This is a genomic window from Arcobacter denitrificans (SeqCode) (assembly GCF_048571185.1).
GTDB lineage: Bacteria > Campylobacterota > Campylobacteria > Campylobacterales > Arcobacteraceae > Arcobacter > Arcobacter denitrificans.
The window spans coordinates 2,415,015-2,430,861 of the sequence record NZ_CP182350.1 but is presented as its reverse complement, the minus strand read 5'-3'; the positions used below and the strand labels follow the sequence as shown (position 1 = coordinate 2,430,861).

Genomic DNA, 15,847 nt, shown 5'->3' with positions numbered 1-15,847 from the left:
AATGAAAAAATATATTTTGATTTTAGTTTTTTCTTTTTTAATGATTGGATGTACAGGTAAAGCTCCTATTACAGATAGGTCTCAAATGATATTAATATCACAAGACCAAGAGTTAGCTTTAGGGGAAAAATCATATGAAGATACTTTAAAGAAATCAGAAGTTATTACAAATACAAAAGAGTCTAAAAAGATAAAAGAGATTGGTCTAAAAATAGCAGAAGTTGTAGAAAATAAAGATTATAAGTGGGAATTTAACTTAGTTAAAAATGAACAAAAAAATGCTTTTTGTCTTCCAGGTGGAAAAGTTGTTGTTTATACAGGTATTTTAGAAGTTGCAAAAAATGATGACCAGTTAGCAACTGTTATGTCTCACGAAATTGCCCATGCACTAGCTCGTCATGGTGCTGAGAGAATGAGTACAGGGATGCTTGCCCAAGGTGTTCAGCTTTTAGGAAATATAGTTTTAGGTTCCCAAGCACCAGAATATACAAATGCCTTCAATGTAGCATATGGAGCTGGAGCACAGTATGGAGTTTTATTGCCATATGGAAGACTGCAAGAGAGTGAGGCTGATGAGATTGGAATACACCTTATGTATAAAGCAGGATATGATTTAGATGAGGCTTTAAAATTTTGGCAAAATATGAGTGATGGTAAAAAAGAGTCTATTGAGTTTTTCTCAACTCACCCAAACTCAAGCACAAGAATTGCACATATTTCTGAAGTTATAAAAGGGATTCAAAATAAAAATACAAATTAAACTATTATAAAAAAAGAGATTTATTTTATCTCTTTTCTTATTGCTTCTTTTGATTTATTAAAACAAAACATTCCCATTTTTTCATTTGTAAAAGTCATTATACATGTACTTCCAGGATCACTTATGGGAGTAAATTCATACACTCTTACATTATATCCCTCTGTTTCAATATTATATTTAACATCTGGCTCAACAGTTTTATTGCCCCAACTTTTAAGTTGCGACCATGAAATCGCATTTGCAAGACTAACACTTACAACTGTAATAAGTAAAAATCTTTTCAAAATCAATCCTTTTAACTTAATGTGTAGCTTATGCTATATTTGTATATACCGCTTGAACATCATCATCATCTTCAAGTTTTTCTAATAACTTTCCAATTTCTTCTTGTTGTTCTTCTGTAAATTCTTGAGGATTGTTTGAGATTCTTTCAAGTTTTGCTTTTGTAAGTTCAATTCCCATATCTTCAAATGCTTTATTTAAAGTACCAAAATCTTTATAATCAGCTGTTACTAAAACAATACCATCTTCTTCTTCAATCTCTTCAAGTCCAAAATCAATAAGTTCAAGCTCAAGCTCTTCAATTTCCATATCTTCTGTTTTGTTAAATTCAAAAATTGCTTTTCTATCAAAAAAGAACTCCAATGAACCAGTAGGTGCCATAGAACCACCATTTTTATTAAAATACATTTTTACATTTGCTACTGTTCTTGTATTGTTGTCTGTTGCTGTTTCAACAAAAACTAAAACTCCATTTGGACCTTTACCTTCAAAATTAACTTCAGAAAAGTTTGCTGAATCTTTCCCTGATGCTCTTTTAATAGCTGCATCAATATTTGCCTTTGGCATATTTTCAGCTTTTGCATTTAATATAGCAGTTCTCAGTGCAGAATTCATCTCAGGATCTGGTACTCCTGCCTTTGCTGCCATTTCAATTGCTTTTGCAAGTTTAGGGAAAACTCTTGACATATTTCCCCATCTTTTCATCTTAGCTGCTTTTCTATATTCAAAGGCTCTACCCATAAATCTCTCCAATAATTTTCATAAATTTATGCGATTATAGCAAGTTTGTTATAAATATGATATTATACATTTTAAAAGGTCTTAAGATGGAAGAGTTAAATTTAACATGTCCCTATTGCAAACAAGCTATAACTATTTTACTTGACACGGGAGTATTTGGTTATACTCAAGTTGTGGATGATTGTGAAGTATGTTGTCGCCCTATTGAAGTTTCTTACAATGTAGAAGATGGTATAATCACATCGTTTGATTATAATTTAATAGAAGGAAATGAATTTTAAGAGACTATGAATTATCTAAGAATTATCCTACTTTTACTCCTTTTTACTAATATTGCCTTCACAAATCCTATAAATATCTATCAATATGAAAAAAATATAAGTGATGCAAGAGATCGACTTGTCACAAAAAGAACATCAGATATTAGACTGTTTTACACACCAAGAATAAAAAATGCACAAACTCTACTTTTAGAAATATATGGGAAAAGAATCTCTGATGTAAAGCTGACATTTAAAGATATGAACCTTCCTTTTTATAAAAATCCATTTAGAAAAGACTATTTTTATGCACTTGTTCCCATCTCTTACTACCAAAGAATTGGACCTGCAAAAGTTATTATTTCATATGTAAAAAATAAAAAAAGAGCATTTACTTCAGCAAAAATAAGAATTAGAGATGCAAAATATAAAAGTGAAAAAATAAAAGTACAAAAATCAAAAGTAAATCCAAAAAATAAAGACAAAATACGTACACAAAGAGAGTACAAAGAGGCGATGGATATATATAACTTTGCAAGTGAAAAGATACTTTGGAACAGAGATTTTATATTGCCAATGTACAGCAAAGTTACAAGTGAGTTTGGGACAAAAAGAGTTTATAATAATACCTTAAAAAGTTTTCACAGTGGTATAGATTTTAAAGCAAAAGTAGGAACTAATATAATTGCTTCAAATAGTGGGATTGTAAAATTAGCAAAAAATAGATTTTATGCAGGAAACTCAATCATAATAGACCACGGACAAGGTGTATATACTTGTTATTTTCATTTAAGTAAATTTCTTGTAAAAGAGAATGATTATGTAAAAAAAGGTCAATTAATAGGACTATCTGGAAAGACAGGAAGAATTACAGGCCCACATCTACACTTTGCAACTAGAGTTCATGGTGTCCTAGTTGAACCGCAAAATCTTTTAAGCCTATTAAATACTTTAAAAAACAGATAATTCTTCTTATATAAGTATAAAGAATGAAACTTTTCAATATAATCACAAAATAAAAAAAGTCGAAGGGTATAAATGCAATATTTTGGTGAAATCGAGACTAAATATGAAGAGGTATTTCTAACATCAAGTTATCTTTATTTTAATTATGATGATGAAGTAGTAAGTGCTAAAGATATAAAAAATATGATTAAGACAACAAAAGATAGAAAAAAAAATATTCAAGGTACTATATTTATATATAATCCTGTTGTTACTCCAATAGGTTATGATTCAGAAAAATTTTTACTTGATCAAGATTTTGACAACTTTGATGAGCTTGTTGAACTGAAGTGTGAAACATATATTACAGTATTTAAACATGCCATTGGACCTAGATTAAAAGGTAAACTAGTTGAGATGAAAAGCCTTTTTAACTTAATCGAAAAAAACATCAACTCTACAAATTTACTTACAAAATTTGACCAAGACTTAGAGAAATATTATACTGGTCAAAACACAGAGTTTGAAAGAGACATCATGTATCAAGATGCTAATAATTTCGTGCCCTCTGGTAAATTTGTTTTCTTTTGTTGGGGAGATAAAATAAGCCAAAAAGAGTTTACTTTTATTAGAACATATAGTAATACTTTATTCAATAGAATTGAAGATATGGGTAAAAAAGTTGCCTTTGTTTATAAAAAAGAAAGAGGAATAGAAAATGCAAAAGAGCTACTGCAACTTAGTAATCCAGTTGAAAACTACAAATATAAAAATAGCATAACAAATGCAATAAAAGAATCTTTTAGAGAACTTCCACCAACTCCAAAACCATACGAATAATTCATTAAACTTTCTCAAATAATACTTTAAATAGCTTTTAGATAACATATCATCTCTTTAAAGGTATTATATGAGAAAAGTCTTTTTTTTAATTTCAATATTTCTAACTTTTTCACAAGCAGATATTTTAGATAAATTACTTGAGGAATATTCTCAAAAAAGTGATTTATCCCAAAAAACTAAAATGGAAAATAGTGGACATCTTTTTGTATATACAAGAAATGACATTATAAATATGCAAGCTAAAAACTTAAAAGACATTCTCAAATCAATTCCTGACTTTACCTATGAAGAGAGTAGATATGGGTATTCAGATATTTATAATTCTCAAGGAGTCTCTTTTGCTTCTCATACTATGAGATTGTATTTAGATAATCAAGAATTAATATCAGGAAATTATGGAAGTGGATTACCTATTTATGGAGATATGAGTTTAGACTTTATTGACCATATTGAGATTTACTTGGGTTCTCCTTCTTATAAGTTTACAACAGAATCTTCACTTCTCGTTGTTAAACTATATACAAAAACAACAAACAAAGATTTAGGTGGCATATACAAAGCATATATCGCAAATGATGGATATAAACAAAGCTCTGTAAACTATTTAGATTATATTAAAGACTCAAGATATCAAGTGTTTTTTGAATATAAAGATGATAAACAAGATAAATTATCTCATAAAAACACTTTACTTTCAAAAGATAAAAAAGTTCCTTTTTTCTTTGCAAAACTTGAAAAAGATGATTTAAAATTAAACTTTCATGCCTTAAGTAAGAAAAGTGATGCCTTTATAAATCTTAGCAAAGATGCTACTCCCTTAGACTCTTCAATAAATACAGATGTCTATAATATCAATCTTGAAAAATCATTTTTACAAGGTCATGGCAAATTTGCTCTTGACCACTCTTTAATTAATACTATTTTGGATTTTAAAGATGATAATCCAATGATATCCACATATAAAAGTTTCTATCAAGATAGAGAAGAAAATATAACAACAATCAAAACTACCCTAGAAGGTGAGATTGGAAATCACAATATTTTTACAGGTTTTGATATAAGAAGAAAAAGTATAGATTTTAAAACCATAAAAAAAGACAATCTTTATTTTAATGAAGAGTTTGATTTACAAACTATTTATTCTGTTTATTTTGAAGATGAATATTGGTTAAATAATAACTCAATTTTTACTTTTAGTGCAAAGTATTCAAAAGCTTCTAATAATGGAGCAGTAGAAGATGACAGTGCACAAAATTTTAGACTTGGACATATTCATTCATTTGATTCTTTTACTTTTAAAACATACTATTCAAATACTGATATGCTAAATGAACCATACTTATTTACATCAACTTATGCAAATAAAAATCTAAAAAAGATGACAGTAAAACTATTATCCCATGAAACTTCATACAAGACAGAAAACTCTAAGACTTCACTAAAACTTGGTATTTCAAAACTAATTGATGCTATAACTTATAGTAGTGATTATGAAATTGTTGTAAATGTACCAAACACCATGGACTTTAATTACGCAGTTTTATCACATGAATATCAAGTTTTAAACTTTAAAAACTTCTTCTCATTTTATTACTCATATAGAGATAATATTCCAGGAATTGGAAAGTATGATTATAGAGGTGGACAGATTAGAACTACCTATAAATATGGTGCTGCTAATCTATTTTCAGAATTAATTTATAGACAAAATGATGAAAGTAAAAAAGACTTTTATGATTTAAGTATAGGGTGTAGATATAAGGTTAAAAAGGATCTAACTTTCTTGCTAAAAGGCGAGAATATTCTAGATAAAGGCTATAGCACAAAATATAATGTCTTAGTTGACCCAACAAATGCAAATAATAAGACCTCTCTTTATTCAAATAATAGTGCAAAGAGATATTTAATTGGTCTTGAGTACTTATTTTGAAAAAACTATTTATTTCACTATTTATTTTTATTACTTTTATAAAAGCTGATGCTATACATTCTAAACTTCATGAAAAAATATTTGAAGGTATCTTTCCCAATAACAAAGAGATATTAATTTATAACATTGGAAACCCAACATATAAATTCAAAAATATAAAATATACAAAAGAAATCTATAAAAGTAATATTATATTTATTAGTGAATATTATAGAATTCACATAATAAACAACAAACCAATATTTGCTTCAAGTCTATTTCAGCTAAAGTATTATAAAAATGCAATTGGTGCTTTATATTGGAATAAGGGTAAAGCTGAAATTATCCTTTTAAAAGATAGGTTAAAAGAGCACAATTTAAAAGTCGCAGATTATTTGGAGAAATATATAATTGAATAAAAAATACATACTATTTGATAATGATGGAGTTTTAGTAGAAACTGAAGCTTTTTATTTTGAAGCAAGCAAAAGAGCTTTAAAGGAATTTTTTAATGTAAATATTCACTTTGATGAATACATGAAAATTATGACAGATGGGAAAGGAGTTTGGGTAGCAGCGCCACGAGCTACTCAAGAAGAGATAATAATTGCAAGAAACCAAAGAGATATATATTATCAAGAGTATTTAAAAAAAGAAGATATTGCAATAGATAATGTCCATGATATTTTATATGAACTTAGTAAGAAATATAAAATGGGTATTGTTACAACTTCAAGACGTGTAGATTTTGAGATAATTCATAATAATCGGGGAATTACATATTTTATGGATTTTGTTTTATGTGTAGAAGATTATGCTAGGTCAAAACCACACCCTGATCCGTACTTGAAAGGCTTAGAGCTGTTTAATGCTATAAAGGAGCAAGCAATAGTTGTTGAGGACTCAGAGCGTGGTTTAATATCTGCATATAAAGCAAATATTGATTGTGTGATTGTACATAATGAATTTACTAAAACTCAAGACTTTTCAAAAGCAAAATACAAAATAGAAAAACTGGAAGATATTTTAAATATATTAAACTAAAAAAAGAGTTGTTTATTTTTATAAAACTCTTTTAAACTCTCTTCTATATTCTCAGATTCTAAAAAGATGATAATATCTTTTATAGATATAGCTCTTGTGGGAAATTTTGAAAGAGCATCAACATTTGAGTATACAACAGATACTTCATCTGGATCTGGTTTATTTACAAGGGCTAAAACAACATATTTAGTCAATACATCATCAATAAAAACCTTTGCATTTTTCACAAACTCTGCTGATATAAAAGCAATACTTGCATATCTATGATACGTAAGTAATACTTTTCTTATAGGGTATTCTTCAGTACAATAAGGTTTTAACATAAATTCTATTTTTTCTGTATTTTTTAAATCTAATAAAGCTTTTGAGTCATCATTCGATATCTCATTACACAACTCTAAAAAATTCTTTTTTAATTCTCTTGTACTTACGATTTTTTCCATATGAAATAATATCCAAAAAGATTTTTGATTTAAATTATATTTTAAATAAATTACAACAATTTTGAGTTAATATGCTATTAAAATAACAAAGCTATAATTCAAATATGAAAAAAGACCCCGTAAGCTTCAAAAATATATATAAATTAATCGTAGAAAATAAAAAAGATCTTCTTTGGGGACAATTTTTTACTTTTATTGCTATTTCTTTAAGTATCCCTATTCCTTTGATGCTTCCTGCTCTTGTAGATGAAGTATTATTAAAAAAACCAGGTTTTTTTGTAAATAATATTGATAATCTATTTTCTTCTGGAAATACTTTTTATTATATTGCAATTGTTACAGCAGCAGTTATATTTTTAAGAATACTTTTTTTTATATTTAGTGCAATTACAACAAAAATATTTACTAGAATATCAAAGTTTGTGACTTTTAAAATTAGAGAAAAAGTTTTATTACATCTAAAAGATGTAAATATGAATGAATATGAAAGTTTAGGTTCTGGAGCTATTACTTCAAACTTGGTAACAGATGTTAACACTTTAGATGCTTTTATTATAAGTGGTGCTAGTAAATTTATATCTTCTGTTTTGACACTACTTGGTGTATCAATAGTAATGATTACAATTCATCCTATTTTAGGGTTTATGATTTTGTTTATTCAACCCCTAATTATACTTTTATCAAAACGTATATCAAAAAATGTGGGAGAACTAAAGAAAAAAGAGAATGAAGCAGTTGAAAAGTTCCAAGATAGCTTAGGTGAAACTCTGGATTTATTTGGACAAATAAAAGCAAGCAACAAAGAAAAATACTTTTTTAAACAATCAATCAAAAATGCTCTAAATGTAAAAAGTACATCCGATGAGTTTAATTATAAAAGCATAGCTTTTGAAAGATTTTCCTTTACTATTTTTTTAATTGCCTTTGAGATTTTAAGAGCATCGGGACTTGTAATGGTAGCATATAGTGATTTGTCTATTGGGATGATGTTTGCAATGTTTGGATATATCTGGTTTATTATGACTCCTATACAAGATATTTTATCTATACAATACTCCTATGCAAATGCAAACTCTGCAATAGAGCGAATCAATAAAATATTGGCTTTAAAAAAAGAAAAGAATGGAGCTTTAAAAATAAACTCAAACGATAATAATATTGAAATTAATATAAAGAACCTATACTTCTCATATAGCCTTGATAAGCCTCTTTTAAAAGACATAACACTGAATATAAAACCAAAAGATAAAATTGCACTTATTGGAGCAAGTGGAAGTGGGAAAACAACTTTAGCTCAAATTATTTCGGGATTTTACCAAAAAAACAGTGGTCAAATCACTTATAATAATGTAAGTATTGATGAAATAGATAAAGAGTCTTTACGTGAAAATATCTTTTTAGTTTTACAAATGCCTATTTTATTTAACAATACTCTACGATTTAATATCTCTATGGATAATAATGATATTAGTGATGAAGATATTTTTGAGGCTCTTAAAATTGCTCAACTATATGAAAGTATTCAGGATATGCCAAGTGGTTTAGACACGGTTGTTGGCAAACATGGTATAAGATTAAGTGGAGGACAAAGGCAAAGGTTGTCCATAGCTAGAATGATTGTATCAAAAGCTAAAGTTGTGATTTTTGATGAGTCAACTTCAGCATTAGATGTTCATACTGAAACAAAACTTTTTAATTCTTTACAGCCAATACTTATAAATAAAACATTAATAACAATTGCCCATAGACTCAGTACCGTTAAAAATGCAGATAAGATATTTGTACTTGATAGCGGGAAGATCGTGCAAAGTGGTACACACGAAGAACTAGAAGATGTGGAAGGTCACTATCAAGAATTTGTAAAAAACCAATTAATCTAAATCTATTTTAATAGTAAACATTGCACCTTCATAGAATATCTCTTCATGGTAAAAACTAACATTTTTAACATCAATAGTACCATTTTTATACTGCTTGATTATTTCAGTACTCATATATAGTCCTATTCCTGTACCATTATTTTTGTGCTTTGTTGTAAAATATGGCTCAAACACTCTTGGTATGATTTTGGCAGGTATTCCACCTGCATTATCTTTGATAGTTAAAACTAGTTTTTCATCTTCTTTTTTTGCATTTATAAAAAGCAATCTATTTTTCTCAACTTCTAAAAGTGCATCTTTTGAGTTATTTAAAATATTTAAAATAACCTGCATAAACTCATTTTCTATACCATAAACCTTTATCTCTTCTGATTCAATAAATACTTTTATATTATTCTTTTCAAATTGAGCAATTGCCAAGTTATATGTTTTAGTAATTACATCTTTTACGCAAAAAAGCGTTAACTCTTTTTTAGGGTTTGTAAAGTTTGTAAAGTCATTGATGGTATTTGATAGATACTCTATTTGTGTTTTCATATCTAAGGTTATCTCTTTTAATTCTTCTTTTGAGAATTTACCACTATCAAAGGTATCTCGCACAAAATGAATTAAAAGATTTATATTATTTAATGGTTGTCTCCATTGATGGGCAATCATTGTCAACATCTCACCCAAGGCAGATTTTTTTGACTCTTCTGCTAGCATTACTTGCTGTCTTTTTGTTTTTGTCTCTAGCTCTTTTTTATATGTAATATCTCTTATTACAACATGGACTATATTCTTACTATCTAAATTAAGTCTAGTTGTTCTAATTTCACAAAAAAGTTTTCTTTTATTTTTTGAAAGGAATAGCCATTCAAAGTTATGGGTTTGATTGTTAAAAGCGACTTCTTTAAATAAATTTTCTTTTGAAATAGTCAGTTCCTTATCATATTGAAATTTTGGTGAAAAATCTTTTAAACTTTTATCTCGTATATCTGACTTGTCATATCCTAACATTTTCTCAATAGAATCATTACAGTTTATTATTAGACCATTTTCAGAATATATGATAATACCATCTGAGGACTTATCAAATAAGGTTTTAAAGATATCTTTTTGTTTCTTTAGGTTTTCATTACTTTCACTCAAACTTGTTGCATAATTATTTATTAAGCGATTTATTTTGGAAGTAATAAAATATAAGGCAATTGAGATAAAAAGTATCAGCAAAAAACCCACGAGCAAAGCAGTTTTAACACTCTCTTTAATTTTTTCCTCAATTGAGAGCTTAAACTCTTCTTTTTTACTTTCTAAGTCATTAAAATAAAATCCACTCCCAATAACCCAATTCCAATCTTTTTGTAGATAGAAAAATGAAAGTTTTTTAGAAATAGTATTGTTTTCAGGTTTAAAATAATTATAAGTAATAAACCCCTCTCCTGATTCTCTAATGATTTTCAAATAATCTTTTCTGTATTTTTCCATATCTTTGTTTTGACTTTTTTCATTTAAAAACTTACCTGCTAAAGAAGGATTTGCCTGATGAAGTAAAACTTTTCCATACTTATTGCCACCATCTTTATTGAATATTTCCATAATAAACATATAGTATCTATTATCTGTATCAAAATATACTAAGGTTTTTAGAACCTTCTGTTTAATCTCTTCTTCTAACTTTTTACTATCATTACCACTTAGAATTAATAAGTTTGAATCTTTGAGTTTTTTTATATAAAAGAGATATTTGTTTTTATTGAGTTTTACTTCTATAAATTCATTAAACTTTCTATTTGAGTTTAAAACTTTTAAGCCCTTTGAATCACTAATATCTTCAACTCTTATATTGTCTAAAACTTTTTTTTCATCTAGTAATATTTTTTTACTATCTAAGTCAATTATTATATTTATATAATTATTTTTAAACAACTCTTTTAAAGCAGGAGCTTTTTTTATTTTTTTAGAATATACTTTATTATGATTATCTAAAAAATAACTCTCAAAATAATCAATTTTTTCAACATTTTGTTTTATTGAATTTCTTTGTTCTTTTGAAAACTCATCTGTTTTAAGTTTTATAATATTTGAGAAAAAATGTACTTTATTATAGATTTTTGTTTTTTCTTCTATAAAATAGTTTTTTGTAAACTCTTTGATATCATCTTTTGCAGTAGCATTTAACTCTTTTATATTATGAATAGTTATTAGAGTAATGGAGATTAATACAGCTAAAATAGGAATCAATATAATATATAAAGAGAAGTTTTTCTTCAAAATTCACCCCAAAAGTTAGTTGTTTTATTGTATCAAAAGAATATAAAAGTAAAACTTTATAACTGTGCTAGCTTTGATACTATATATTTTGCTTCATCATCATCAAAATATATATTATTGTGTAAATCTTTAGAGATTACTTTTAGAAGCTGAGTTTTTTTCTCAACTAATGCTTCTTTATCTTCCTTATTATTTTCAATTACATCTAAAATAAGTTTTTCATAACCATCAACAATATCTTGCTTTGTATTTACTGTTGGTCTATTTGTTTTTTTATTATTTCCAAGTTGCTTAAATACCAAGATAAATAAAGCAATACTTACAATAATAAATATTATAATTGATAATTCAGTCAATTTTAACCCTTTGTTTTTAATTTTATTATAAATATATTTAAATTAAGTTTCTGTTAAAAATAAATTGATATATTTTCACACAAAGGTCATAAATGCAAGAAAAAAGAGTAAATCCAAATTATATTTTATTATCATTTATCGTTTCACTAAGTGCAACACTAGGAAGTCTTTTCTTTAGTGAAATAATGCAATTTGTCCCATGTTCAATGTGCTGGTATCAAAGAATTTTTATGTACCCATTAGTATTTATATTCTTAATAAACTTATTATACCCAGATGACAAAATATTTAAATATACATTTATAATAATTTTAGTCGGACTTTTATTTAGTATTTACCATAATCTACTTATGTTTGGTATAATATCTGAAGATATGGTTCCCTGTGTACAAGGGGTTCCTTGCTCAACTACTTATCTAGATTGGTTTGGTTTTATAACAATTCCACTTTTATCATTTGTTGCATATTTTTCACTTTTTATTTTGCAACTACTAATTTATAAAAACCTAAAGGAAAAACAATGAAATATTTAATAGTTTTAATAAGTGCTATGTTCTTTTTTACTGCTTGTGATGATGCTCAAACTGTAGTTAAAGAAACACCAAGTTTTAGTGAACTAAAAGAGAAGAAAAAAGAGCATATATATAATTTAGTTACAACTAAAGGCGAAAAAATAACCTTAGAGTATGATAGAGATATACTGACCTCAAAAGAGTTAAATGGAAAAATAGTTTTAATAAACTTTTTTGCAACATGGTGTCCTCCTTGTAAAGAAGAAATTCCTGTATTTAATAAATTAGTAAAAAAATATCCTAATGATTTTGTTGTTCTTTCTATACTTTTTCAAGACCCAATTAATATGAGTGGTTTAAAAGAGTTTATGGATGAGTATAAAATGACTTTTGATGTTACAGTAGGTGCAGATAATGCAAAGCTTGCAAAAGCATTCAATGATATTCAAAGAATACCCGAATCATACCTTTTTACAAAAGATGGAGTTATGATTGAGAAGTTTTTAGGTGCTGTTGATGAAGAAGCACTTGATTATTTAATTGATAAATTAAATAAATAAAAATTTATCTCACTTTCAAGATAATTACAATACTTTTTTGGCATAATCTCAAATTATTAATAGGGAAATGAATGTTTAAAATAAAAAATTTTATCTTTTTGATTGCAATAGCTTTTATAACTTTTTCAAATGCAACTCAAAAAAATCTTATAACTGAAGATATTATAAAAAGTGACATCAGTCAAGAAAATATTATCCAAGAAGATATTATAAAAAAAAATATTATAAAAAAAGTTATCATCCAAGAAAGTATCATCCAAGAAAGTATCTCGCAAAATAGTTATATGCCAAGTGATATACTAGTTGGGTTTTATGGTAGACCATACTCTAAGACTTTAGGAATATTGGGAGAGTATGACATAGAAGAGCTTACTCAAAAAATGAAAGTTATGAAAAAAGAGTATGAACAAATATCTAATGGAACAAAAGTAATACCTACTTATCATATAATTAAAGATATTGCAACATTAGAAGCAGGTAATGATGGAGACCATATAAAGCCACTGAATGAAACTTTGATTATGAAATATATTAACAAAGCTCAAGAAGAAAATTTTGCAGTAATTTTAGATGTTCAATTAGGAACAATGACTCCTATAGAGGCTATTAAACCAATATTAAAGTTTTTAAAATATCCAAATGTTCACCTAGCAATTGATCCAGAATTTAAGATTCCAACACACAAAAAATTTCCTCCAGGAAAATTTATAGGACATATTTTTGCAAAAGATGTTAATGAAGTTCAAGAAGCAATGCAAAACTTTTTGATTGAAAATAATATTGAAGGTAAAAGAATGCTTTTAGTTCATATGTTTTACAAAAGAATGTTAAGAAGTAAAAATGAGATAAAAAATTACGACTCAATAAACTTACTATACAATATTGATGGACATGGAAGAGGTCCAACAAAAATAAAAATTTATAATCATTTATATAATGAAGCAGCCAATAAAATAGCCCAAGGAGGATTCAAGGTTTTTTATAAAAATGATATTAAACCTCTGTTAACTCCTAGACAAATATTTGGATTGGAACCCGTAAGAGGTGCATTAATCTGGAAAAGACCTAATTATATAAATTATCATTAGTTATTTTTTTCTTTTAAATACTCTTCTTTTATTTTACTTGCCAATTGATGAACTGCCATTGCATAATATGCACTTCTATTATAAGTTGTTATAACTTTGAAGTTTTTAGTTCCATACCAAAGTTCATCATTCTCTTTTCTTTTTAGCTTTATTAAACTTACATTCTTATCATAATAAAATCTTTTTTCTGGCTCAATCCCTACTAATTCATTTCTACTATATGAAGTTCTGTAGCCTGTTTTATATTTATCAAACCTTTTTCCATCAAACTTAACTTTTACTGCAACAGGAAGTCCTCTTTCCCAACCACTTATTCTTAAATAGTTTGCAATACTTCCTATTGCATCAATTGGCTTATCAAGTCTTACTTGTCTGTTTCTGTCTAAATCAACTGCTATTTTTTTAAAATTACTAGGCATAAACTGACAATATCCAATAGCTCCTGCAAAAGACCCCTTTATCTCTCTTGGACTTACATTTTCTCTTTTTGTCATAAGTAAATACTCTTCAAGTTCTTTTTTAAAAAACTTATTTCTTCTGTTTTTTTTAAAAGATAATGTACTTAAAGTATCAAAAGTTGGATGTTTTCCCATAAACCCACCATAATTACTCTCAATACCAATTATAGCAACTATATATTCACTTGGTATTTTGTACTCTTTGTATGCCAAATATAAATAGTAGTTATGCTCTTTTAAAAAATCAACTCCAGCTTTAATTTTCTTTTGTGTTAAAAAACCTTTGCTATAATCAGTCCAATAATAAGCTTTATAGTCACTCTTTTTTTTCTTTGTATAAAACCATAAGGAGTCTTTTTGAATCTCTACTTCTGAAAACAATTTTGATAACTCTTTTTTATTATAATTGTGCTTTTTTGCCATATAATTTTTAAACTCTTCAACACTTTTTAGCTTGTTAAAATCCTCTGCAAAACTAATAGCTGAGAATATAAATAAATAAATTAGTAAAAACCTCATACAAGCTCCTTTTTAATTGATGTTGCGGTTAGAAAAATATAATCTCTTCCTGTAATTGTAACTCTATATTTTTTTTGTTGTAAATACTTTTTACAAAATATTACATCATTAAAAAGTATTGAAAGCTCAGAATATGAATAATTTGGAGCTTTTGCTCCATAAATCATCTGGGTATCAATCCATCTACAATTTGGAAAACCAAGAATTATAGCACCTTTATCTTCTAAATAATCTTGAACTAATGACATAAAAAAAGTCTTAAAATTTAGAGTTGTACTTTGTAAAGTACCTATTGATATTATCAAATCAAACTTACCCAAGTCTAAATTATTTATATTATTTATATCATCAACTAAAAAAGAGAAATTTGACTCTGGAAGATTTCTCTTTGCAAGATTTATTGCAGATTCACAAAAATCTATCCCTACAAATTCTGTCTCTTTATAGTTAGGTGAAATCTGTTTTATCACTTCAAACTCATCGCCACTATTAACTCCCAAATTCAACACTCTTTTTTTAGAACTTATATCAACATTTTTTAGAGCATTTAAATAGTAGTCTATAAAAGAGGCTTCCTCATTTTTTTTGATATTATTAAAAGTAGAGTCTACTCCATACTTTTCATTTTGTTTATTTGTACTTTTGTGAAAACTATTATTCTTATTTAGTTTCATAAATGATAATTTTATAAAATTCTTGGAAATAACTTTTGGTGTCATAAGTTTACAAAATAGAGTTTGAGCTAAAGAGTTCCAGGAGTTAATACTTCTATATATATGCTCTACACCATCTATATTAAACTTTTCCCCACTATAAGAGTTAAATGAAATATCAGGATTTAAAACTTCGAGCTCACAAATGAACTTCTCTTCTTTATCTTTTAAATAATTTGTCAAGTATTCAATTATATCTATCATGTTTTCATTTGTAAATTTTTTCATTGAAGCCCTTTTATTACACTATTTTACTAAAATAAACTTTTTAATTCATTTTA

At 26.8% G+C, this 15,847-nt stretch carries 18 protein-coding genes; 11 read left to right on the top strand and 7 right to left on the bottom strand.

All coding sequences use genetic code 11. From position 1 onward, the window contains the following. Position 1: 1 nt before the first annotated feature. Entirely contained in the window at positions 2–760 is a 759-nt protein-coding gene (locus ACNI28_RS12225; protein WP_419764535.1) for a M48 family metallopeptidase, read from the top strand. Between the two features lie 20 nt (positions 761–780). On the opposite strand, the gene ACNI28_RS12220 is transcribed toward ACNI28_RS12225, so the two are convergent. Next, positions 781–1,044 (bottom strand): hypothetical protein, encoded by a 264-nt coding sequence (locus ACNI28_RS12220; protein WP_419764534.1) that lies wholly within the window; start codon positions 1,042–1,044, stop codon positions 781–783. A 28-nt stretch (positions 1,045–1,072) separates the two neighbouring features. Further along, positions 1,073–1,783: a YebC/PmpR family DNA-binding transcriptional regulator gene (locus ACNI28_RS12215; RefSeq protein ID WP_419764533.1), complete on the bottom strand. Its 711-nt coding sequence runs from the start codon at positions 1,781–1,783 to the stop codon at positions 1,073–1,075. Positions 1,784–1,869: 86 nt separating this feature from the next. On the opposite strand from ACNI28_RS12215, the gene ACNI28_RS12210 reads away from it, so the two are divergent. The 6 genes from ACNI28_RS12210 (at position 1,870) to ACNI28_RS12185 (ending at position 6,784) form a co-directional block, all read left to right on the top strand. Further along, positions 1,870–2,064 carry a zinc ribbon domain-containing protein gene (locus ACNI28_RS12210; RefSeq protein ID WP_419764532.1) on the top strand — a complete coding sequence of 65 codons (195 nt, stop codon included), beginning with the start codon at positions 1,870–1,872 and terminating at the stop codon, positions 2,062–2,064. Between the two features lie 6 nt (positions 2,065–2,070). Next, positions 2,071–3,009, top strand: coding sequence for a peptidoglycan metallopeptidase Pgp3 (gene pgp3 / locus ACNI28_RS12205; protein ID WP_419764531.1), 939 nt, complete (start codon positions 2,071–2,073; stop codon positions 3,007–3,009). Between the two features lie 72 nt (positions 3,010–3,081). Beyond that, a complete protein-coding gene (locus ACNI28_RS12200) occupies positions 3,082–3,828 on the top strand; it encodes a hypothetical protein (RefSeq protein WP_419764530.1) in 747 nt (248 codons plus the stop codon). Between the two features lie 70 nt (positions 3,829–3,898). Next, positions 3,899–5,761: a TonB-dependent receptor plug domain-containing protein gene (locus ACNI28_RS12195; protein ID WP_419764529.1), complete on the top strand. Its 1,863-nt coding sequence runs from the start codon at positions 3,899–3,901 to the stop codon at positions 5,759–5,761. Then, a complete protein-coding gene (locus ACNI28_RS12190; protein ID WP_419764528.1) occupies positions 5,758–6,159 on the top strand; it encodes a hypothetical protein in 402 nt (133 codons plus the stop codon). Before ACNI28_RS12195 ends, ACNI28_RS12190 begins: the two co-directional genes overlap by 4 nt. Then, the gene (locus ACNI28_RS12185) at positions 6,152–6,784 is read left to right on the top strand and encodes an HAD family hydrolase (protein ID WP_419764527.1); all 633 of its coding nucleotides are present in this window, start codon (positions 6,152–6,154) and stop codon (positions 6,782–6,784) included. The genes ACNI28_RS12190 and ACNI28_RS12185 overlap by 8 nt, the downstream gene beginning before the upstream one ends. Here the strand turns inward: ACNI28_RS12185 and ACNI28_RS12180 are convergent. Next, positions 6,781–7,227, bottom strand: coding sequence for a hypothetical protein (locus tag ACNI28_RS12180; protein ID WP_419764526.1), 447 nt, complete (start codon positions 7,225–7,227; stop codon positions 6,781–6,783). The genes ACNI28_RS12185 and ACNI28_RS12180 overlap by 4 nt on opposite strands. A gap of 104 nt (positions 7,228–7,331) precedes the next feature. On the opposite strand from ACNI28_RS12180, the gene ACNI28_RS12175 reads away from it, so the two are divergent. Beyond that, complete coding sequence (locus ACNI28_RS12175; protein WP_419764525.1) at positions 7,332–9,107, top strand: ABC transporter ATP-binding protein; 1,776 nt, start codon at positions 7,332–7,334, stop codon at positions 9,105–9,107. On the opposite strand, the gene ACNI28_RS12170 is transcribed toward ACNI28_RS12175, so the two are convergent. Continuing rightward, entirely contained in the window at positions 9,099–11,360 is a 2,262-nt protein-coding gene (locus tag ACNI28_RS12170; RefSeq protein ID WP_419764524.1) for a cache domain-containing protein, read from the bottom strand. The genes ACNI28_RS12175 and ACNI28_RS12170 overlap by 9 nt on opposite strands. Before the next feature lie 56 nt (positions 11,361–11,416). Beyond that, the gene (locus ACNI28_RS12165) at positions 11,417–11,716 is read right to left on the bottom strand and encodes a hypothetical protein (protein WP_419764523.1); all 300 of its coding nucleotides are present in this window, start codon (positions 11,714–11,716) and stop codon (positions 11,417–11,419) included. A gap of 92 nt (positions 11,717–11,808) precedes the next feature. Here ACNI28_RS12165 and ACNI28_RS12160 point away from each other — a divergent pair, with 92 nt between their 5' ends. From ACNI28_RS12160 to ACNI28_RS12150, 3 genes are all read left to right on the top strand, one after another. Next, entirely contained in the window at positions 11,809–12,240 is a 432-nt protein-coding gene (locus tag ACNI28_RS12160; protein ID WP_419764522.1) for a disulfide oxidoreductase, read from the top strand. Next, positions 12,237–12,788, top strand: a complete 552-nt coding sequence (locus ACNI28_RS12155) for a TlpA family protein disulfide reductase (protein ID WP_419764520.1) — start codon at positions 12,237–12,239, stop codon at positions 12,786–12,788. The genes ACNI28_RS12160 and ACNI28_RS12155 overlap by 4 nt, the downstream gene beginning before the upstream one ends. A 71-nt stretch (positions 12,789–12,859) precedes the next feature. After that, complete coding sequence (locus tag ACNI28_RS12150; protein WP_419764518.1) at positions 12,860–13,876, top strand: hypothetical protein; 1,017 nt, start codon at positions 12,860–12,862, stop codon at positions 13,874–13,876. Here the strand turns inward: ACNI28_RS12150 and ACNI28_RS12145 are convergent. Both ACNI28_RS12145 and ACNI28_RS12140 read right to left on the bottom strand, forming a co-directional pair. Continuing rightward, positions 13,873–14,853, bottom strand: a complete 981-nt coding sequence (locus ACNI28_RS12145) for a lytic murein transglycosylase (RefSeq protein ID WP_419764517.1) — start codon at positions 14,851–14,853, stop codon at positions 13,873–13,875. The two genes, ACNI28_RS12150 and ACNI28_RS12145, sit on opposite strands and share 4 nt — an antisense overlap. Next, positions 14,850–15,794 carry a class I SAM-dependent methyltransferase gene (locus ACNI28_RS12140; protein WP_419764515.1) on the bottom strand — a complete coding sequence of 315 codons (945 nt, stop codon included), beginning with the start codon at positions 15,792–15,794 and terminating at the stop codon, positions 14,850–14,852. The genes ACNI28_RS12145 and ACNI28_RS12140 overlap by 4 nt, the downstream gene beginning before the upstream one ends. Between the last annotated feature and the right edge of the window lie 53 nt (positions 15,795–15,847).